Annotated in this window: 19 protein-coding genes, 5 tRNA genes and 1 other annotated feature; of the genes, 6 read left to right on the top strand and 18 right to left on the bottom strand. The window is 50.4% G+C overall.

From position 1 onward, the window contains the following. Window positions 1–167: 167 nt before the first annotated feature. The 3 genes from clpB to rluD form a co-directional block, all read right to left on the bottom strand. Entirely contained in the window at window positions 168–2,741 is a 2,574-nt protein-coding gene (gene clpB / locus AAZR23_RS13945; RefSeq protein WP_434693249.1) for an ATP-dependent chaperone ClpB, read from the bottom strand. A 121-nt stretch (window positions 2,742–2,862) separates the two neighbouring features. Beyond that, window positions 2,863–3,600 carry a purine nucleoside phosphorylase YfiH gene (yfiH, locus tag AAZR23_RS13940; protein ID WP_166707183.1) on the bottom strand — a complete coding sequence of 246 codons (738 nt, stop codon included), beginning with the start codon at window positions 3,598–3,600 and terminating at the stop codon, window positions 2,863–2,865. A 9-nt stretch (window positions 3,601–3,609) separates the two neighbouring features. Beyond that, a complete protein-coding gene (rluD, locus tag AAZR23_RS13935) occupies window positions 3,610–4,587 on the bottom strand; it encodes a 23S rRNA pseudouridine(1911/1915/1917) synthase RluD (protein WP_046895225.1) in 978 nt (325 codons plus the stop codon). A gap of 137 nt (window positions 4,588–4,724) precedes the next feature. Between rluD and bamD the strand changes: the two genes are divergently transcribed. From bamD to epmA, 4 genes are all read left to right on the top strand, one after another. Next, on the top strand, window positions 4,725–5,459 hold the full coding sequence (gene bamD, locus AAZR23_RS13930; protein ID WP_166708923.1) for an outer membrane protein assembly factor BamD: 735 nt from the start codon (window positions 4,725–4,727) through the stop codon (window positions 5,457–5,459). Between the two features lie 309 nt (window positions 5,460–5,768). Beyond that, the gene (raiA, locus tag AAZR23_RS13925; RefSeq protein WP_004237887.1) at window positions 5,769–6,113 is read left to right on the top strand and encodes a ribosome-associated translation inhibitor RaiA; all 345 of its coding nucleotides are present in this window, start codon (window positions 5,769–5,771) and stop codon (window positions 6,111–6,113) included. Between the two features lie 122 nt (window positions 6,114–6,235). Next, window positions 6,236–6,357: a sequence feature (Phe leader region), on the top strand. Window positions 6,358–6,386: 29 nt separating this feature from the next. Then, window positions 6,387–7,538 carry a bifunctional chorismate mutase/prephenate dehydratase gene (gene pheA, locus AAZR23_RS13920; RefSeq protein ID WP_218427624.1) on the top strand — a complete coding sequence of 384 codons (1,152 nt, stop codon included), beginning with the start codon at window positions 6,387–6,389 and terminating at the stop codon, window positions 7,536–7,538. A 154-nt stretch (window positions 7,539–7,692) separates the two neighbouring features. Further along, the gene (gene epmA / locus AAZR23_RS13915) at window positions 7,693–8,670 is read left to right on the top strand and encodes an elongation factor P--(R)-beta-lysine ligase (protein ID WP_046895222.1); all 978 of its coding nucleotides are present in this window, start codon (window positions 7,693–7,695) and stop codon (window positions 8,668–8,670) included. 63 nt (window positions 8,671–8,733) lie between these two features. On the opposite strand, the gene tyrA is transcribed toward epmA, so the two are convergent. The 7 genes from tyrA to ffh form a co-directional block, all read right to left on the bottom strand. Then, the gene (tyrA, locus tag AAZR23_RS13910) at window positions 8,734–9,855 is read right to left on the bottom strand and encodes a bifunctional chorismate mutase/prephenate dehydrogenase (RefSeq protein WP_434693242.1); all 1,122 of its coding nucleotides are present in this window, start codon (window positions 9,853–9,855) and stop codon (window positions 8,734–8,736) included. Between the two features lie 17 nt (window positions 9,856–9,872). Beyond that, a complete protein-coding gene (locus tag AAZR23_RS13905) occupies window positions 9,873–10,967 on the bottom strand; it encodes a 3-deoxy-7-phosphoheptulonate synthase (RefSeq protein ID WP_046895220.1) in 1,095 nt (364 codons plus the stop codon). A 435-nt stretch (window positions 10,968–11,402) separates the two neighbouring features. Next, window positions 11,403–11,756, bottom strand: coding sequence for a 50S ribosomal protein L19 (gene rplS, locus AAZR23_RS13900; RefSeq protein ID WP_046895219.1), 354 nt, complete (start codon window positions 11,754–11,756; stop codon window positions 11,403–11,405). 60 nt (window positions 11,757–11,816) lie between these two features. Further along, window positions 11,817–12,569, bottom strand: coding sequence for a tRNA (guanosine(37)-N1)-methyltransferase TrmD (gene trmD, locus AAZR23_RS13895; RefSeq protein ID WP_052926453.1), 753 nt, complete (start codon window positions 12,567–12,569; stop codon window positions 11,817–11,819). Window positions 12,570–12,608: 39 nt separating this feature from the next. Further along, entirely contained in the window at window positions 12,609–13,157 is a 549-nt protein-coding gene (gene rimM, locus AAZR23_RS13890; protein ID WP_107679615.1) for a ribosome maturation factor RimM, read from the bottom strand. An 18-nt stretch (window positions 13,158–13,175) separates the two neighbouring features. After that, complete coding sequence (gene rpsP, locus AAZR23_RS13885) at window positions 13,176–13,424, bottom strand: 30S ribosomal protein S16 (RefSeq protein ID WP_004237878.1); 249 nt, start codon at window positions 13,422–13,424, stop codon at window positions 13,176–13,178. A gap of 138 nt (window positions 13,425–13,562) precedes the next feature. Further along, window positions 13,563–14,924 carry a signal recognition particle protein gene (gene ffh, locus AAZR23_RS13880; protein WP_046895216.1) on the bottom strand — a complete coding sequence of 454 codons (1,362 nt, stop codon included), beginning with the start codon at window positions 14,922–14,924 and terminating at the stop codon, window positions 13,563–13,565. Between the two features lie 183 nt (window positions 14,925–15,107). Here ffh and AAZR23_RS13875 point away from each other — a divergent pair, with 183 nt between their 5' ends. Further along, window positions 15,108–15,899, top strand: coding sequence for a cytochrome C assembly family protein (locus tag AAZR23_RS13875; protein WP_046895215.1), 792 nt, complete (start codon window positions 15,108–15,110; stop codon window positions 15,897–15,899). Between the two features lie 51 nt (window positions 15,900–15,950). Continuing rightward, a complete protein-coding gene (locus tag AAZR23_RS13870) occupies window positions 15,951–17,243 on the top strand; it encodes a CNNM domain-containing protein (protein ID WP_166707178.1) in 1,293 nt (430 codons plus the stop codon). Window positions 17,244–17,314: 71 nt separating this feature from the next. Here the strand turns inward: AAZR23_RS13870 and luxS are convergent, their stop codons facing one another. The 8 genes from luxS to csrA all read right to left on the bottom strand — a co-directional run bounded on the left by luxS (window position 17,315) and on the right by csrA (window position 20,952). Continuing rightward, window positions 17,315–17,830, bottom strand: coding sequence for an S-ribosylhomocysteine lyase (gene luxS / locus AAZR23_RS13865; RefSeq protein ID WP_052926464.1), 516 nt, complete (start codon window positions 17,828–17,830; stop codon window positions 17,315–17,317). Between the two features lie 163 nt (window positions 17,831–17,993). Beyond that, entirely contained in the window at window positions 17,994–19,553 is a 1,560-nt protein-coding gene (gene gshA, locus AAZR23_RS13860) for a glutamate--cysteine ligase (RefSeq protein WP_434693230.1), read from the bottom strand. A 277-nt stretch (window positions 19,554–19,830) separates the two neighbouring features. Beyond that, window positions 19,831–19,907, bottom strand: a tRNA-Arg gene (locus AAZR23_RS13855). Window positions 19,908–19,931: 24 nt separating this feature from the next. Further along, a tRNA-Arg gene (locus tag AAZR23_RS13850) sits at window positions 19,932–20,008 on the bottom strand. 52 nt (window positions 20,009–20,060) lie between these two features. Then, window positions 20,061–20,137, bottom strand: a tRNA-Arg gene (locus AAZR23_RS13845). A gap of 93 nt (window positions 20,138–20,230) precedes the next feature. Then, a tRNA-Arg gene (locus AAZR23_RS13840) sits at window positions 20,231–20,307 on the bottom strand. Between the two features lie 8 nt (window positions 20,308–20,315). Continuing rightward, a tRNA-Ser gene (locus tag AAZR23_RS13835) sits at window positions 20,316–20,408 on the bottom strand. 352 nt (window positions 20,409–20,760) lie between these two features. Beyond that, complete coding sequence (gene csrA, locus AAZR23_RS13830) at window positions 20,761–20,952, bottom strand: carbon storage regulator CsrA (RefSeq protein ID WP_004237871.1); 192 nt, start codon at window positions 20,950–20,952, stop codon at window positions 20,761–20,763. Window positions 20,953–21,028: the final 76 nt, after the last annotated feature.

Raw genomic sequence — 21,028 nt, 5'->3', positions numbered from 1 at the left:
AGCAGGATAAAACGTGGTTTTTCCTGCTTTGTGTTATCAGCCGAAAATCAATAAATTGATTTTCCTGGTTTATTTTTACAACCTCTGCCGGTCGTCGCCAACCCCTGCGGGTTTGTCAACGGCCTGAGGGGCGCTTTCGCGCCCCTCTGTTTTGCTTTCTGTTGTTATTACTGTTTCGCGGTAATCACACCATCGGTTAAATCCAGGGTGATCATTTTGCCCGGAATCAGTTTGCCGGACAGCATCGCCTGCGCCATCGGGTTTTCGATCTCCTGCTGAATAGCCCGTTTCAGCGGACGCGCCCCGAATACCGGGTCGAATCCGGCTTCCGCCAATTTATCCAGCGCACTGTCAGTGATAGTAACCTGATAGCCGTGCTCTTCCAGACGTTTGTACAGACGTTTGAGCTGAATTTTCGCAATCGCGTGGATCTGCTCTTTCGCCAGCGGATGGAATACCACCACTTCATCAATACGGTTGATGAATTCCGGTCTGAAGTGATGAGAAACCACTTCCATGACCGCGCCTTTCATTGCATCGTAATTCAGTTCACCAAAGTGCTCCTGAATCCGGTCAGAACCCAGGTTAGAGGTCATAATCACCACCGTGTTACGGAAATCCACGGTACGCCCCTGACCATCTGTCAGCCGTCCGTCATCCAGCACCTGTAATAAGATGTTGAAGACATCCGGATGCGCTTTTTCCACTTCATCCAGCAGAATGACGGAATAAGGACGACGGCGGACCGCTTCGGTCAGATAACCGCCCTCTTCATACCCGACATATCCCGGAGGTGCCCCGATAAGCCGTGCCACGGAGTGTTTTTCCATAAACTCGGACATATCGATACGCACCATGGCATCATCGCTGTCGAACAGGAAGTCAGCCAGTGTTTTACACAGCTCGGTTTTACCCACCCCGGTCGGCCCCAGGAACAGGAACGAACCAATCGGACGATTAGGATCAGATAATCCGGCACGGCTGCGGCGGATAGCATTCGCCACTGCATCGACCGCTTCATCCTGGCCGATCACACGACTGTGCATCACCTGCTCCATACGCAGCAGTTTTTCACGCTCGCCCTCCAGCATGCGGGATACCGGAATACCGGTCCAGCGCGCCAGGATTTCAGCGATTTCCACATCCGTTACTTTATTACGCAGCAGTTTCATATCTTTATCTTCTGCCGCATTCGCTGCCGCCAGCTGTTTTTCCAGCTCCGGAATTTTACCGTACTGTAATTCTGACATTTTGGTCAGATCACCGGTACGGCGTGCCTGTTCCAGTGCGGTTTTCGCCTGCTCCAGTTCTGCTTTGATATGCTGGGTGCCGGACAGCGTTGCTTTCTCGGCTTTCCACTCTTCTTCCAGAGACGCATACTCGCGCTCTTTCTCACTTAATTCCTGTTCCAGCATATCAAGCCGTTTTTTACTGGCATCATCAGACTCTTTTTTCAGTGCCTGCTGTTCCAGTTTTAACTGAATGATACGGCGATCCAGTCTGTCGAGGGATTCCGGTTTGGAATCCATCTGCATACGCAGACTCGCACCCGCTTCATCAATCAGGTCAATCGCTTTATCCGGTAACATACGATCCGTGATATAGCGGTGAGACAATGTTGCCGCCGCAACAATGGCCGGGTCAGTGATCTGCACATGGTGATGCAGTTCATAACGCTCTTTCAGACCACGCAGAATCGCGATGGTATCTTCCACTGTCGGCTCTGCCACATAGACTTTCTGGAAGCGGCGCTCTAATGCCGCATCTTTCTCTATATACTGGCGATACTCATCCAGTGTGGTCGCACCCACACAGTGCAGTTCACCACGGGCCAGTGCCGGTTTCAGCATGTTCCCTGCATCCATTGCGCCATCGGCTTTACCTGCGCCGACCATCGTATGCAGCTCATCAATGAAGAGGATGACATTCCCCTCTTCTTTGGATAATTCATTCAGAACCGCTTTCAGACGCTCTTCGAAATCACCGCGGTATTTGGCACCGGCCAGTAACGCGCCCAGATCCAGTGACAATACGCGTTTGTTTTTCAGTCCTTCCGGCACTTCGCCGTTGACGATACGCTGCGCCAGTCCTTCCACGATAGCGGTTTTACCCACCCCGGGTTCCCCGATCAGCACCGGGTTGTTTTTGGTTCTGCGCTGTAAGACCTGGATAGTCCGGCGGATTTCTTCATCACGGCCGATAACCGGGTCAAGCTTGCCGGATTCGGCGCGCTCAGTTAAATCAATTGTATATTTCTTCAGGGCCTGGCGTTGATCTTCCGCGCCCTGGTCATTCACATTCTCACCACCACGCATAGTGTCTATAGCCTTCTTAATTGTTTGTTTATTAATCCCGGCTGTTTTTAATACGTCTGCTAATGAGCTGTTGCTCTCTAATACAGCCAGAACAAAAATTTCGGATGCGATATATGCATCATTTTGTTTTTGTGCAATCTGGTCACATATATTCAGGTGACGGATTAAATCCTGCGAGGGTTGCACATCCCCGGCGGAACCTTCCACCTGCGGTAAACGATTGATAGTGTCATCAATCTTCTGATTAAGCTGCGCGATATCCGCCCCGGCTGATGCCAGTAACGGACGCACCGACCCGCCGTCCTGATGCAGAAATGCTGACAGTAAATGCACGGGTTCGATAAACTGATTGCTGTGCCCGACTGCAAGAGACTGGGCGTCGGCGAGCGCTTGCTGGAATTTATTCGTGAAACGATCCAAACGCATAACACCTCCAAAAAATGGCTTTGAATTTTCGCTAAGTACTAAATGAGGACTTTTGTCAAATATTCAAGCCGGATTTTGAAAAAATATTAAATATTATGCGTAATCCTGAAGGTTATGACTTTTACTGAGGGTTGATCCAGATAAATGACGCCATGCGTCCGGTCCGGGCATCGCGCCGGTAAGAGAAGAAACGGGCGCTGTCAGTCACAGTACATTCGGTGCCGCCGGAAACAGCGGTCACACCGGCAGCCGCCAGGCGCTGACGGGCAAGCTGATAAATATCCGCCAGATATTTATCACCATAAGGTATAAATGCCGAAGCCGCTTCTGCGGCGTGCGCCATAAACGCCTCCCGCACTTCCGCGCCGACCTCAAATTTCTGCGGGCCGATGGCCGGCCCCAGCCAGGCGATGATATCTGACGGCGCAGCAGCAAAGCAGGACACGGTATTTTCCAGCACGCCGCCGCATAAACTGCGCCAGCCTGCATGGGCCCCCGCCACTTCACGCCCGTCACGGGAGCAGAACAGCACCGGCAGACAATCTGCCGTCATGATCGCACAGACTTTCCCCGGCGTACGGGTATACACCGCGTCAGCCTGCGGGCCGCGCGGTGTGTTGTCATCAAGAATGGCAACATCCGTTCCGTGTACCTGATTCAGCCAGAGCGGCGTACCGGGGAACCCGGCCGCCTCCGCCAGAATCGCCCGGTTGCGGGCGACATCCTCAGGGTCATCACCGGTGTGCAGCCCCAGATTCAGGCTGTCAAACGGCGGCTGACTGACACCGCCTGTACGTAGTGAACTACAGGCACTCACGCCTGCGGGCAGCGGCCATTCCGGGGTAATCAGTGCGGTCATGGTGACTCCTTACCAGTCCATATCATCCTGATGCGCTTGTGCATCAGCTTTGAGAACCTCAATCAGTTTCACCATATCATCCGGAATCGGCGCGTGCCACTCCATCTGAATACCGGAGATCGGATGATAAAGACGCAGCATAGTGGCATGCAGAGCCTGGCGGTCAAACTCACGCAGTGCATCGCGGAATTCATCACTTGCGCCTTTCAGCGGACGCGGACGACCGCCGTAAAGCTGATCACCCACCAGCGGATGGTTGATATGTGCCATATGGACACGAATCTGGTGCGTACGGCCGGTTTCCAGACGCAGCCGCAGACGGGTGTGGGCACGGAAATGCTCCATCACACGGTAATGTGTCACCGCCGGTTTACCCATCGGGTTAACGGCCATATGGGTGCGCTTGGTCGGATGGCGGGAGATAGGCTCTTCCACTTTGCCGCCTGCCGTCATACGGCCGTTGGCCACCGCTTCATATTCACGGGTGATCTCACGCAGCTGCAGTGATTCCACCAGCCGGGTCTGAGCCGGAACAGTTTTCGCCACCACCATCAGTCCGGTGGTGTCTTTATCCAGACGGTGAACAATCCCCGCACGCGGTACATCGGCAATATCCGGATAGTGATACAGCAGCGCATTAAGGACGGTGCCGTCAGGATTACCCGCACCCGGATGCACCACAAAATCACGCGGTTTATTAATCACCAGGATATCATCATCTTCATAAACAATATTGAGCGGCAGGTTTTGCGGTTCAAAACGCATGTCTTCATCGATCAGTGCATCAATACTGACCTGTTCCCCGCCCAGCATTTTTTCTTTTGGTTTGTTGACAAGACGGCCGTTAACCTGAACCCTGTCATCTAAGATCCATTCTTTTATACGTGATCGTGAATAATCAGGGAACAATTCCGCCAAAGCCTGATCTAAACGCTGACCGAGCTGTGATTCATTGATAGTTGCGGTAAGTTGTATTTCTTGAGCCATGTTTGTCTCTGTTTCAGAAAGTTATATTTTGAACGGTAACACCGTTTCATTTAAACTATGTGGTATTGTATCGTGATCGCCAGCGGGAGCTGTACGGAGTGCTCCCTAAAAAATATTCAGAGGATAATCAACACGTGATGATACGTATGAAATATCTCGTGGCCGCAGCCACGCTAAGCCTCATGTTGTCCGGCTGTTCCGGAAACAAGGAAATTCTCCCGGATGCCTCACCGTCAGAGCTGTATACTGTCGGCCAGGAAAAATTACAGGACGGTAACTATAAAGGGGCCATCACGCAGCTTGAAACCCTCGATAACCGTTTTCCTTTCGGCCCGTATTCACAGCAGGTTCAGCTGGATCTGATTTACGCCTACTATAAAGCAGGTGATTTACAGATGGCACTGGCCTCCATTGACCGTTTCATGCGTCTGAACCCGACACATCCGAACATCGATTACGTTCTGTATATGCGTGGTCTGACTGCTCAGGCGCTCGATGATAACATGCTGCAGAGTTTCTTTGGTATCGATCGTGCAGATCGTGATCCTCAGAACGCACGTGTTGCATTCCAGGATTTCAGCCAGTTACTGCGCTATTATCCGAACAGCATTTATGCAACAGACTCCGCGAAACGTCTGGTGTTCCTCAAAGATCGTCTGGCGGCCTTTGAGCTGGCCGTTGCGAAATTCTACACGAAACGCGGGGCATATGTCGCGGTGATTAACCGGGTTGAATTAATGCTGCGTGACTATCCGGACACACTGGCGACACGCCAGGCACTGCCGCTGATGGAAAATGCCTATAATGAACTGGGATTAACGGCAGAAGCCGGAAAAGTGGCAAAACTGATTGCTGACAATCCGCGCGACTGAGTTCCGTTTTACTCATCTGATTAAAAAAGCCATCCCCGGATGGCTTTTTTATTGTCTTATCATGGTGTTATTGCATAAAAAATGGCCGACAGCCTTCTCTTCTCTGAGAATATGCGGTCAGCCAACTTATCGATAATGCACGATTCAGTCCTTTCCCGCAAGTTGTATCCTCTGTATTCTCAGCCTGAGTCACAAAATTATAACCTTTTGAAAAAACTAAAAAATATTAGTGACGGCGATCAATTTTTTCTTGCGGCCATCAACGTATTCTGAATATCAACAAGACGGATGTAACAAAGAGAGGTCACTATGAATGTGAATATCACCAGTAAGCAAATGGAGATCACCCCGGCAATCCGGGAGCATGTTGAAAACCGTCTCGATAAGCTGAGTAAGTGGCAGGTTCCTTTAATTAACCCGCACATTATCCTCGCGAAAGATCCGCAGGGTTTTGTGGTTGATGCCACCATCAGCACACCGAATGGAAATTTAGTTGCCAGCGCCAAACACGCTGATATGTATGCCGCCATCAATGAATTACTGGCGAAACTGGAACGGCAACTGAATAAAGCACAGCACAAAGGAGAAGCACGCCGCGCGGATAACAGCGTCAAAGAAGCTAACCTTGTGTCTGATGAAGAATCCGCAGAATAAAAAATATAATAAATTGAGTTTTGTCTCTGCGCGCCCTCCGGGCGCGTTTTTTTTGGTTGACACAACCGGTTGCATCGGGTCTATTAACTGTTATCTGATAACACAACGGACAGCATACTGACCATGTATTCCCGAATCCGCTTCTTCTTTTTCTTTTTTCGCTTCTGTTAATGAGGCTTTTTGTCGTGTGAGAAAGAAAACGAAGACGCACAGAAAAGCCTCCCGCCGCGGAGGCTTTTTTTATCGCCGGGAAACAGGGTCTGAGGACAACATATGAACGATCTTTTAGCTATACGGGAACAAATCAGCGAGCTGGATGCACAACTGCTGGATCTGCTGGCACAGCGGCGGCAGCTCGCTGTGGCTGTCGCACAAACCAAACTGCAGGATAACCGCCCCATCCGCGATAAAAACCGCGAGCGTGAACTGCTGGATGTGCTGATAAGCAAAGGCAAGCCGCACGGGCTGGACGGATTTTATATCACCCGGCTGTTTCAGCTGATTATTGAGGATTCGGTCTTAACCCAGCAGGCGATTTTACAAAAGCACCTGAACCAGACACCGGATAACAGCGCCCGGATAGCCTTTCTCGGCCCGAAAGGTTCATACTCACATGTGGCAGCCCGTCAGTACTCCGCCCGTCATTTTGATCATATGACCGAATTCAGCTGCCGCAAATTCCGCGATATTTTTGAGCTGGTTGAAAACGGTCAGGCAGACTACGGAATGCTGCCGCTGGAAAATACCAGTTCCGGTGCCATCAATGATGTCTATGATTTGCTTCAGAGCACCCCGCTTTCGATTGTCGGCGAACTGCGCCTGCCGGTGAATCACTGTCTGCTGACTATTCCGGGCGCGGACATGGCCGGGATTACCACCCTGTACAGCCATCCGCAGCCGTTTGAGCAGTGCAGTCAGTACCTCTGCCAGTTTCCGGATCGTAAAATTGAATACTGTGAAAGTACCGCGGCAGCGATGGAAAAAGTCGCCGCTCTCAACCGGACAGATGTTGCCGCCCTCGGCAGTGAAGCGGGTGGCGCGCTGTACGGCTTGCAGGCGGTTGCACAGAATCTTGCCAATCAGCAGACCAATATGACCCGCTTTATTGTCATTGCCCGCCAGCCTATTGATGTATCAGAACAGGTTCCGGCAAAAACCACACTGCTGATGGCGACCGGACAACAGGCCGGTGCGCTGGTCGATGCCCTGATTATCCTCAAAGAGCATGACATTGTGATGAGTAAACTGGAGTCCCGCCCTATTCACGGCACACCATGGGAAGAGATGTTTTATATTGATGTGCATGCCAATCTGCGCTCAGTCTCTATGCAGCAGGCACTCAAAGCGTTACAGGCAATCGCCCGTTCGGTGAAAGTGCTCGGCAGTTATCCGGGGGAGCATGTCCCGCCGGCCTTAATCGACTGATTATTCCTGTCCGGGGTGCTGCAGCGCCCCGCCGCCGCACAATACGCCTGTTCAGAGTCAGGTTTTACACGTAGCATGTTCTGCATATCTGTTTGTCACCATCAGAGGTTGCAGGTAAACTGCACCCTTTATTTTTATTCGGAGTTCTTACGGCATGAGTGATATTGCGGGCTGGCAGCCGACTGCCCCGATAGCCAATCTATTAAAACGTGCAAAAATTGTTAATGAAATCAGACATTTTTTTGCAGACAGAGGTGTATTAGAAGTCGAAACGCCGACCATGAGTCAGGCGACCGTCACCGATGTCCATCTGCGCGCCTTTGAAACTCAGTTTACCGGCCCCGGTGCCGCACAGGGAATAACGCTTTATCTGATGACCAGCCCGGAGTACCACATGAAACGGTTGCTGGCAGCGGGCAGCGGCCCCATTTATCAGATGGGCCGCAGCTATCGTAACGAGGAAGCCGGACGTTATCATAATCCGGAGTTCACCATGCTTGAATGGTATCGCCCTCATTATGATATGTACCGTCTGATAAATGAGGTTGATGATTTATTACAGCAAACCTTAGAGTGTGAAAGTGCAGAATCGTTATCCTACCAGCAGGCTTTCCTGCGCTACCTGGATATCGATCCGCTGACCGCAGAGAAAGATAAACTGCGCGAAGTCGCGGCCAAACTGGATGTCAGCAATATTGCCGATACTGAGGAAGATCGCGATATCATTTTACAACTGCTGTTTATGGTGGGTGTTGAACCGCATATCGGGCTGGAAAAACCGACTTTTATTTATCACTTCCCGGCAAGCCAGGCTTCACTGGCGGAGATCAGTTCTGAAGATCACCGTGTGGCTGAGCGCTTTGAGGTGTATTACAAAGGGGTTGAACTGGCAAACGGCTTCCGTGAGCTGACCGATGCCACTGAGCAGCGTCAGCGTTTTGAGCGGGATAACCGCAAACGGGCAAGTATGGGCCTGCCGGAACAACCGATTGATGAGAACCTGCTGGCAGCGCTTGAACACGGATTCCCGGAATGTGCCGGTGTGGCTCTGGGGATCGACCGTCTGATTATGCTCGCTCTGGGTGCTGAGCGGATCAGTGACGTTATCGCGTTCCCGGTTGATCGCGCCTGATTCTCCGGTAAAACAAACATGAAAAAAAGCGGATGATATCATCCGCTTTTTTTATTTTTATACTCAGCGGCGGCTGTCACTCGCCTGTTGCAGCAATCCGCGACTCTCTTTCATAAAGCGCTGCGCATGTTCACCGAACCAGTCACTGACGGCGGAAAACTGTGTGATAAACTCCGCCTTATCGCGACGTTCCAGCAGCGCCATGGCGTCACCGAACTCCCGGTGATAATCCTCTATCACATCCAGATTATCTTCTGAGGCCATAATAATATCGGCATAAAGCTGCGGGTCCTGGGCAAACAGGCGGCCAATCATCACCAGTTCCAGCCGGTAAATCGGTGACGACAGCGATAACAACTGTGCAAGATCGACATTCTCTTTTGCCAGATAACGCCCGTAAGCAAACGTGGTAAAGTGGCGCAGCGCCTGAATATAGCGCATATTGCGATCATGCTCCTGCGCCTTAATGCCCTGTAAATGTGCTCCCCAGACAGTGATCTGTTCCAGGAACCACTGGTACTGCTCCGGAAAACGTCCGTCACAGAATGCCACCACCTGCTTGGCAAAACTGCCGACATCCGGCCCGAACATCGGGTGCAATCCGAGCACCGGCCCGTTGTGTACTGCCAGCATTGCCTGTAACGGCCCCGCTTTGACCGACGCGAGATCGGCCAGGATGCAATCTTCCGGCAACGGCGGTAATTGTTTGATAACCTGCTCAGTCAGATGGATAGGCACACTGACAATCACCATTCCCGCATCCGACAGCAATTCAGGCGCATCGGCCCAGTCACCACTGTCAAGGACACGCACGGTATAACCGGACAACTCCAGCATCCGCCGGAACAATTGCCCCATTTTGCCGTCACCGCCGATAATCACGATCGGACGTGCCTGCACATTGAGCTTTTTAAAACCCTTATCATTCTCACGGGAATAGGATTCCCGCATGATACGGCGCAGAACATCTTCTATCAGATCCGGCGGAACCCCGAGAGATTCCGCCTCCTGCCGCCGTGAAGCCAGCATTGCGGCTTCGCGATCCGGTGCATAGACCGGCAGACCGTGCTGACTTTTCACTTCCCCGACTTCCGCCACTAACTGCAGGCGTTTTGCCAGCAGTGACAGCAGCGATTTATCCACTTCATCAATTTGATCACGTAAATGTGTTAATACACCGGACATACAACCTGCCTGTTTTATTATCCTGCCTGCTGTAACTGAACCACACGCTTTGCCAGCGCAGGTGAAATCTGCTGATGCAGCTGACGCAGAACTGTTTCAGTGGTTTCCCAGCTGATACAGGCGTCTGTCACTGATACACCGTACTTCATGGCGCTGCGCGGCTGTTCTGATGACTGATTGCCTTCATTAATATGGCTTTCCAGCATAATACCGGTAATTGATGTATTTCCGGCACAAATTTGTTCTGCCACAGCGTCCACCACCAGAGGCTGACGACGGAAATCTTTATCCGAGTTGCCGTGACTGCAGTCTACCATCAGTGAAGGGGTCAGACCGGCTTTCTTCATTTGTGCCCCGCATTCCGTAATATCTTCCTCACTGTAGTTCGGGCGTTTTCCGCCGCGCAGGATCACATGGCCGTTCGGGTTCCCCTGCGTCTGTAATAAACAGACCTGGCCGGACTGATTGATACCCATAAAACGGTGCGGCATGGAAGCGGCTTTCATCGCGTTGATTGCGGTGCTCAGGCTGCCGTCAGTACCATTTTTAAAACCGACCGGCATTGACAGACCGGATGCCATTTCACGGTGCGTCTGTGATTCAGTGGTACGCGCGCCGATAGCAGACCAGCTGAACAGATCGCCGAGGTATTGCGGGTTATTCGGGTCCAGTGCCTCACCGGCCAGCGGCAGGCCGAGCTGAACCAGATCCACCATCAGTTTGCGGGCAATGTGCAGACCTTTTTCCATCTCGAAAGAGCCATCCATAAACGGATCACTGATCAGCCCTTTCCAGCCTACTGTTGTCCGTGGTTTTTCAAAATAGACACGCATCACGATATACAGACTGTCACTCAACTCAGCAGATAATTCTTTCAGACGACGGGCGTACTCCAGCGCCGCATCCGTGTCATGAACGGAACACGGACCACAGACAACCAGTAAACGCGGATCGCGGTGATGAACAATATCCGCAATCGTCTTACGTGCACCGGCGATGGCATGCTGGTCGTTGCGACTCAATGGGTACTTTTGCTTCAGCTCTTCCGGTGAGATTAAAACAATTTCATCACTGATATGGACATTATTGAGTGCGTCTTTTTGCATGATCATAGTGTTTTCCTGCTGAGTTTTACAAAAAATGAATTACGTGTTGAGTGTCTGAGAAAACACCATAACATTCTTCGTAAATAATTCAATCCAAAATCGTAAAATATTTATATTTTCGTACATTTAAAATTACAAAATTAAAATAACAACATCCGACAAAGGAATGAAAATAAGTAAAATAAACTACAAATAATATGTAATATGATGATAATAAAGAAATATACTGATATAAAACAGAGGCAGGAAGAAAAACAAACCCGGATAATGGCACTTGTAATGCAGACATAAGTGTAAATAAATACTTACATCAATAAAATGATGTCATATAAACAATACAGCAGATTGAACGGAAAACAGACAGGAAGGAAACATAAAATAGTGCAATAAAAAAGGCCAGCACGAGGCTGGCCTTTTATTATCATATCGGATGCTTGCGCATTATTTTGCGTTCAAACGCTCTTTAATACGAGCTGCCTTACCTGAACGCTCACGCAGGTAGTACAGTTTAGCACGACGAACGGCACCACGGCGTTTAACGCTGATGCTGTCAACAACAGGTGAGTGAGTCTGGAATACACGCTCAACACCTTCGCCGTTAGAAATCTTACGAACAGTGAATGCAGAGTGCAGACCGCGGTTACGGATAGCGATAACCACGCCCTCGAATGCCTGCAGACGTCTTTTAGAACCTTCAACGACCCATACCTTAACTTCCACGGAATCACCCGGACGGAATGAAGGTACGTCTTGTTTCATCTGCTCTTGTTCAAGTTGTTTAATAATGTTGCTCATAATAAATCTCTTACCCTAGGTAAACTGATATTTCAAAAGATATCCCGCAGGATACCTGGATTAACTTGTTGCTCCGGACTGATATTCCCGTTGGAATTCAGCCAGCAACATCCTTTGCTCGTCAGTCAGAGCTAGGCTTTCCAGAAGTTCAGGTCTTCTGAGCCAGGTGCGACCGAGTGACTGTTTCATACGCCAGCGATCAATTTCTGCATGATTGCCCGACAGTAAAACCGGCGGAACATTCATGCCATCCAGCACCTCAGGACGGGTATAGTGCGGATGGTCAAGTAACCCTTCAGCAAAGGAATCTTCTTTTGCTGACGCCTGATGTCCGAGGACACCGGGGACAAAACGCGATACTGCATCAATCAGTACCATCGCCGGTAATTCACCACCACTGAGTACATAATCCCCGACTGACCATTCTTCATCAATCTCAGTCTGGATAACGCGCTCATCTACACCTTCATACCGGCCGCATACCAGAATTAACTTCCCGTTAGCGGCCAGCTCACAAACTCCCTGTTGGTCGAGTTTGCGGCCCTGCGGCGAAAGATAAATCACTTTCGCATCGTCACCTGCGGCAGCTTTTGCTGCATGGATAGCTTTGCGCAGAGGCTCCACCATCATCAGCATGCCGGGACCGCCCCCGTAGGGCCGATCATCCACAGTGTGGTGCCGGTCATACGTGAAATCACGCGGGTTCCAGCAATCAACACTGATCAGGCCATTTTTTACTGCCCGTCCGGTTACACCATGCCCGGTTATTGAGAGGAACATTTCAGGAAACAGGCTGATAACCCCAATCCACATTTTCGTGTCCCACTTAATGACAAAACCATCACCGGAGGTTTAAAAACCGGGATCCCACTCAACTTCAATCAGTTTTTCAGTGAGATCAACTTTCCTGATAACCTGCCCGTCAAGATACGGTACTAACCGCTCTTTCATGCCGAAGGCATCTTTCAGATTTGCTTTAATCACCAGAACATCATTCGACCCGGTTTCCATTAAATCGGTTACGGTGCCGAGATCATATCCGCCGGTGGTCACTACACGGCAGCCCATCAGGTCTTTCCAGTAGTAATCATCGCCGTCTAATTCCGGTAATAATGAACTGTCCACCACGATTTCCGCGTTGGTCAGCGCATTTGCCGCATCTCTGTCGTCAACCCCTTTGAGTTTGACGATCATATCCTGGCTATGGGATTTCCAGTCTTCCGGGTCAATGTGTTGCCACACGCCGTTACGCTGAATAAACCACGGTTGATAATCAAAAATACTTTCAGTATTTTCGGTGGAAGAAAACACTCTGAGCCACCCTTTAATACCGTAAGAGGACCCCAGTTTGCCGAGTACAATCGGATCAGCAGGGGCTTGCGGATTAGTGTGCTTGCTCATTGTTGCCACCGTGACAGATTAAGCTGCTTTCTTCGCGTCTTTGATCAGTACAGCAACACGATCAGAGACAGTAGCACCCAGACCAACCCAGTGTTCAACACGGTCCAGATCTAAGCGCAGAGTTTCAGCCTTACCGGCAGCGATAGGGTTGAAGAAACCAATACGTTCGATGAAACGACCGTCACGTGCATTACGACTGTCGGTTACGACGATTTGGTAGAACGGACGCTTTTTTGCGCCGCCACGAGCTAAACGAATTGTTACCATAACATCCTCATTGAATTGACAAACAACCAGACCCCATCGAGGAATGGCGTCCGGTTGTCATAGAAAAAGCCCGAAAAGTTTACTCACTTTGGCGAAAAAATCAATCCAAAGTGATTATTCTTTGTGACTTTCTTTGTTTTACCGCCCCATCATACCCGGCGGCATCATACCTTTCATGCCCCGCATCATCTTCGCGAGGCCCCCTTTCTTCATCTTTTTCATCATGCGCTGCATATCATCGAACTGCTTGAGCAGCCGGTTGACATCCTGCACCTGAGTCCCGGAACCCGCCGCGATACGGCGTTTGCGGGACCCTTTGATAATTTCCGGTTTGACGCGCTCTTTTTTGGTCATGGAATTGATCATCGCTTCCATTTTGGTCAGCACGCTGTCATCCATCTGCGATTTCACCGCATCCGGCACCTGAGACATGCCCGGCAGTTTGGTCAGCATCCCGGCCATACCGCCCATATTGCGCATCTGCTTCAGCTGTTCCAGGAAGTCGTTGAGATCAAACCCGTCGCCTTTTTTCAGTTTTGAGGCCAGTTTTTCCGCCTGATCGCGGTCAACTTTGCTCTCGATTTCTTCAATCAGAGACAGCACATCGCCCATACCCAGAATACGCGAAGCTACGCGATCCGGATGGAACGGCTCCAGTGCATCGGTTTTTTCGCCGACACCCAGGAATTTAATCGGTTTACCGGTGATATGGCGGATAGACAGCGCCGCACCGCCGCGCGCATCACCATCGACTTTAGTCAGCACCACACCGGTCAGCGGCAGGGCTTCGTTGAAGGCTTTGGCGGTGTTTGCCGCATCCTGACCGGTCATGGCATCCACGACGAACAGGGTTTCGACCGGGTTAATCGCCGCATGCAGCTCTTTGATTTCACCCATCATGCCTTCATCGACATGCAGACGACCCGCGGTATCCACCAGCAGGACATCAAAGAATTGCAGTTGCGCATGTTTCAGCGCTTTCTTAGCGATATCAATTGGCTTCTCTGACACATCAGACGGGAAGAATTCAATTCCCACGGTCTCTGCCAGTGTCTGTAACTGTTTAATCGCCGCCGGACGGTAAACGTCCGCAGAGACAACCAGTACTTTTTTCTTATGTTTTTCTTTCAGCAGTTTACCGAGCTTCGCCACACTGGTGGTTTTACCCGCACCCTGCAGACCGGCCATCAGCACCACAGCAGGCGGCTGGGCCGAGAGATCAAGGGCGTTGTTTTCCTCGCCCATCGCCGCAACCAGTTCGCCCTGAACGATTTTGACGAACTCCTGCCCCGGCGTCAGGCTTTTGTTCACCTCATGGCCGACGGCACGCTCTTTGACGCGGCTGATGAAATCCCGTACCACCGGCAGGGCAACATCGGCTTCCAGAAGCGCCATACGCACTTCGCGCAGCGTTTCTTTAATATTGTCTTCCGTCAGTCGTCCGCGACCACTGATATTGCGCAAGGTGCGCGAAAGTCTGTCAGTTAAATTATCAAACATGTCATCGACTCTGCCAAAACTGAGCTAAAAATAGGAAAGATAACCGGGATTATAACACGCACGGCAGCAAATCAGCGAACCGATTTACGTAAAGTATCGTGTAATCATTGGAGTGATCTGCGGGCTGCGGTATACTGACGTATGAATTTTGTTTCATCTTACTGACTGAATAATCACAAAACCATGCCTGAAATCTCTGTTGTTGCAATTAGCGCTTATCTGTTAAGTCTGGTACTTCTGATGCCGGGCGTGCTCCGCTATCAGCGCGGCTACCGGAAACTGGCGCTTATCTTCGCGGTTATCGCCCTGATATGTCATGGTGCGGCGATTAAATCACAGATTTTTCAGGGCGTTGGTCAGAACCTGACACTGCTGAATCTCGGGTCGGTGGTCAGCCTGCTGGTGTCCGTCATTATGACGATTGTCGCTTTTCAGGGCCGGGCATGGTTCCTTATCCCGATTGTATACAGCTTCTCGATGGTCAATCTGATTCTGGCCACCCTGATGCCGGGCGAGTTTATCACCCATTTGCAGGCCAGCGTACCGCTGTTTGTGCATATCGGGCTGGCGCTGCTCAGTTTCGCGACACTGATTATTGCAGCACTGTACGCCATGCAGCTCGGCTGGATGGATCATCAGCTGAAAAATAAACGTCTTAAGTTTACGCCGGATATGCCGCCATTAATGGTTATCGAGCGTAAAATGTTTCATATCACGCAGGTCGGCGTGATTCTGCTGACACTGACACTCGCCACCGGTATTGTGTTCATGGATAACATCTTTGATAAAGATAATATTCATAAATCATTACTGTCGATGGTCGCCTGGTGTGTCTACATTGTGCTGCTGTGGGGGCACTATCACGAAGGCTGGCGCGGTAAACGCGTTATCTGGTTCAACTTTGCCGGCGCCTTTATCCTCACTCTTGCATTTTTCGGGCACCGCCTGTTTCAGGAACTGATGCTGTATGCATAACCGCATCAGTAACCCCCGTTTCCGCTCATCACAAAAGAAAGGAACACCGCTGTGGAGCACGTATCAACAAGCACGCTGATTATTATTCTTATTTTACTGGTAATAATTTCGGCGTACTTTTCCGCATCCGAAACCGGGATGATGACCATCAACCGCTACCGGCTGCGCCATCAGGCCAAACAGGGAAACCGGTCTGCCCGCCGTGTCGAGCGGCTGCTGGAGAAACCGGATCGCCTGCTGAGCCTCATTCTTATCGGCAATAACCTGGTCAATATTGTTGCCTCCGCACTGGGTACAATTGTCGGTATGCGTCTGTACGGTAATGCCGGCGTAGCCATCGCCACGGGTGTGCTGACCTTTGTTATCCTTATCTTTGCCGAGGTCATGCCGAAAACTATTGCGGCACTTTACCCTCAGCAGGTGGCGTTTCCGAGCAGCTTCCTGCTGCGTCCGCTGGCAAAAATCTGTCTGCCGATCGTCTGGGCATTTAATGCGATAACGCTGATTCTGATGCGCTGTATCGGTATCCGCGGTACGGTGATCCGCAGTGATGCGGTATCAAAAGAAGAACTTAAAACCATCGTTAATGAATCAAAAGGCAAACTGTCCCGCCGCAACCAGGACATGCTGATTTCTATCCTCGATCTGGATAAAGTCAGTGTGGATGAAATTATGGTGCCGCGTACCGAAATCTTCGGGATTGATATCAATGATGACTGGAAATCGATTCTGCGCCAGCTGACACACTCACCGCACGGCCGGATTGTGCTCTACCGCGATTCTCTCGATGATGCTATCGGTATGCTGCGGGTCCGTGAGGCTTACCGCCTGATGATTGAGAAGCAGGAATTCACCAAACAAATGCTTATCAAGGCGGCCGATAAAGTCTATTTTGTGCCGGACAGCACACCGCTGAACCTGCAACTGGTCAATTTCCAGCGCAATAATGAGAAAGTCGGGCTGATCGTGGATGAATACGGTGATATTCAGGGGCTTATCTCCGTGGAGGATATCCTGGAAGAGATTGTCGGTGATTTCACCACCTCCATGTCACCGTCACTGGCGGAAGAAGTCACCCGGCAGCCTGACGGCTCACTGCTGATTGAAGGTTCTGCCAATATCCGCGAAATCAATAAAGCCCTGAACCTCGCCCTGCCGGAAGAAGGTGCCCGCACCATCAACGGTCTTCTGCTGGAAGAACTCGGCGACATTCCGACACTCAATACCCTGGTCACTATCGGGCATTATCAGTTTGAAGTCATTGCCATCGGTGAGAACGTGATTAAAACCGTGAAATTATTACCCCTGAAACCGGCCGGTGCCGATATCGCCGCTGATATCTGACGGCAGACAGTCACCATAAAAAAACCTGCGTGCATTGCTGCCGCAGGTTTTTTTGTATCCGGGCTGAAAAATTACGGATGCAGTTTTTCCAGCTCTTCATCAGATAACAGCAAATCATCATTTTTATTGACGCGGACATCGCGCTCAATGATGTTTTTCGCAATCTGATGTGCTTCATCCAGTGAATGCATCTGGTATGTCCCGCACTGATACAGATTCAGTTCCGGGATCTTCGCCTGATCTTTGACAGTCAGGATATCCGCCATTGCATCTTTCCATGCCTGTGCAACTCGGGTTTCTGACGGTGAACCAATCAGACTCATATAGAATCCGGTACGGCAGCCCATCGGCGAGATATCAATGATTTCAACACCATTGCCGTTTAAATGATTACGCATAAAACCGGCGAACAGATGTTCCAGTGTATGCGTTCCTCTTTCCGGTAAAATCTCTTCATTAGGAACACAAAAACGCAGATCGAAAACAGTGATGGTATCACCACCCGGGGTAGTCATGGTTTTCGCTACGCGTACCGCAGGTGCCGCCATGCGTGTGTGGTCAACTAAAAAACTATCCAGCAAAGGCATAATTCCCGCTCCTCTTTTTTTATAAAAAATGCCGAACGAATGAAACTTTTTCTGAATACGCTGGTCTGATGTATTGAAAGACGCGCAAATTGTTATCATCCCTATTCTCTGAGAGATTTTTTTTGGCCACATTGATTGTGGCCATTTTCTTATCTGTCAGAAATCAGCGACCGCCGTGCAGCGCCAGATACTCATCAAAACTTATCGTATCACTCTCTTCCATCGCTTTTTGTTTATCGACAGAAGCCTGCCATTGTTCAGCAAAGTCTGCTTCACTGATCACGTCATACGGCTCGTGAGTCAGTTCTTCATGATACCGATCTGCCAGGGCCAGCCCGTAACTTCCGATACCTGCTTCTTTTATCAGTGCCAGCATCCGGCCCGAGAACGTCAGTTCCGGATCATCAAACTGTGCTTTCAGTGCTTCGCACACTTCGCGATACTGTGTGCCTGAGCAGGTATCTAACACATCGGCAACACGCAGGAGATCATTAAACAGTGCGTGACCCACTTTTTGCAAGGGTTGTTTTTCACGACCACAGCCGATACCGATTTCCTGTCCCGGTTTACGCCCTTCCAGAATCACACGATTCCAGTTATGGCGGGCACACGCCAGCTCATCCGCACTCATTTCCGGCGCATCTGCCAGCACACACCAGATGAGGAACAGGTCGAGGAAACGGATTTGTGTTTCATCGACACCAGTGGCAGAGAACGGGTTGATATCCAGGGCACGGACTTCGATATACTCCACCCCGCCGCGCTGTAAGGCGTCAGACGGTGATTCATCACCTTTCTGCACACGCTTCGGACGGATTGGCGCATAGAACTCGTTTTCAATCTGCAATACGTTGGCGTTAATCTGAAGGTGTTTGCCATCTTTGGTTAATCCCAGCGCCGCAAATTCCTCAGACGGGATCTGAATCGCATTCTTCAGTCCGGCGACATACGTGTCCAGATGGTTGAAGGTGATGTTCAGATCACTTTGTGACTTGCTGGTATAGCCAAGGTCACTTAAACGCAGTGACGTGGCATACGGCAGGTATAATGCCCCTGTCGGCAGCTTTTCAAACGGCAGATTGGTTTTGCGGCCGCGCAGGAACGAACTGCAAATTGCCGGAGAGGCGCCAAACAGGAACGGGATCACCCAGCCGAAACGGTAATAGTTACGGATCAGGCGGAAATAACCGTCAGAGATTTTATCCTTACCGCTTTGCGCATCACTGATACCACTCCACGCCTGCCAGAATTCCATCGGCAGAGAGAAGTTATAGTGGACACCGGAAATGGTCTGCATCAGCGCACCATAACGGTTTTTCAGCCCTTCACGGTACAGCGTCTTGAAACGCCCGGCGTTAGATGTGCCGAACTGCGCCAGTTCGATATGCTCTTCAGAATCAATGAAGCATGGCATGCTCAGCGGCCACATTCGTTCATTGTTCAGGTGACGCGCAGTGTAACGGTGCACATCCCGCAGAAATTTCACGGTGTAATCAATACGTGAATCCACCGGCGTAATAAACTCCAGCAGTGACTCTGCAAAGTCTGTGGTGATCCACTTATGCGTTAATGATTTTCCCAGCGCTTCCGGGTGACCGGTGCGTGCCAGTGCACCATCCGGCGTGATACGCAGTGTTTCGCGCTCAATACCGCGGTTGATGCCTTTTAAAATCCGGGGGTGCGTCTCTAACCATGAGAGCGCTTTAGATACATCCGGGATCAAATCGACCTCCCGTCCTGATTATGGATATTATTCATAAGGGGGATACTTTATCGCAAAGCCGGGTTATTGTCGCTGTGATTCAGCCCTGCCCCACACAAACGGAACAGCAGAAACGACTGCCGTTACAATACATTATCCCTCTTACACGTCATTGCTGTACGATCAGTTTCAGAAGCATCTGTACTTCAGATAAGGAGTATGACGTAAAAACGGATTCGATTCAGTGACGGGAAAAACGGAAAAAGAAAAACCCCGCTCAAAGAGCGGGGTTTTTATATGGTGCACCCGAGAGGATTCGAACCTCTGACCGCCCGGTTCGTAGCCGGGTACTCTATCCAGCTGAGCTACGGGTGCTGAATATGGGATAAGAGAGGAAGATGGTGCACCCGAGAGGATTCGAACCTCTGACCGCCCGGTTCGTAGCCGGGTACTCTATCCAGCTGAGCTACGGGTGCATCGCATACTAATTCTGTTACCGGAAATCAGTTTTGAAATAAAGTGATAAGATGGTGCACCCGAGAGGATTCGAACCTCTGACCGCCCGGTTCGTAGCCGGGTACTCTATCCAGCTGAGCTACGGGTGCGTACCTTAAAACATCTTTTCAGAACTGATTTTTTTATTTTAGCATTTTCTTTTGCCAAAATAAAAACCCCATGACAGTATCGTGGGGTTTAAATGGTGCACCCGAGAGGATTCGAACCTCTGACCGCCCGGTTCGTAGCCGGGTACTCTATCCAGCTGAGCTACGGGTGCAATCTGAATGGCGGTGAGAGAGGGATTCGAACCCTCGATGCAGCTTTTGACCGCATACTCCCTTAGCAGGGGAGCGCCTTCAGCCTCTCGGCCATCTCACCATTGTTTCAGACCACACAACGATGAATTTCGTTTCCGTCATCTCGTCGTCGTGTGGCGCACATATTACTTTCCCCCACTGAGAAGTCAAACAATTTTTCCCAACTTTTTAAGATCTCACGATCGTTTGCACAATTACCGCGCACTATGTTGATTTTCACAACGATACGTGCGTTTTTCCGGCGGCATGAATCCCGTCTGCATCACGCAGCAGTGCAGAAAAAATGTGGCAGCAAAAGAGAAAGTAACAGAATGACGGGCGATTTTTGCAGGAAAAAAAGTGAAGAACCGGGATAATAGCGGCAGGAAGGAAAGAAGAAGGCGCCCGTCGCGGTAACGAGCGCGCCTCACAACTTAATAGTTATTATTATTGGGTTGAGATTTTTCAGCCTGGATCCGCTGGTAAATTTCTTCACGGTGAACAGAAACCTCTTTTGGGGCGTTGACACCAATTCGTACCTGGTTTCCTTTAACACCCAGTACAGTCACTGTTACCTCATCGCCTATCATGAGTGTTTCACCAACTCGACGAGTCAGAATAAGCATTCTTTGCTCCTTGAAATATTAAAAGAGTCGGGCCACTGAGTTTACCCGCCATTATCCATCCAACACCGTGAAAGCG

This window comes from Morganella sp. Je.2.23, from assembly GCF_051129855.1.
Taxonomy (GTDB): Bacteria; Pseudomonadota; Gammaproteobacteria; order Enterobacterales; family Enterobacteriaceae; genus Morganella; species Morganella sibonii.
The sequence above is the reverse complement of the archived record's forward strand: the minus strand, read 5'-3'. Positions and strand labels throughout refer to the sequence as shown.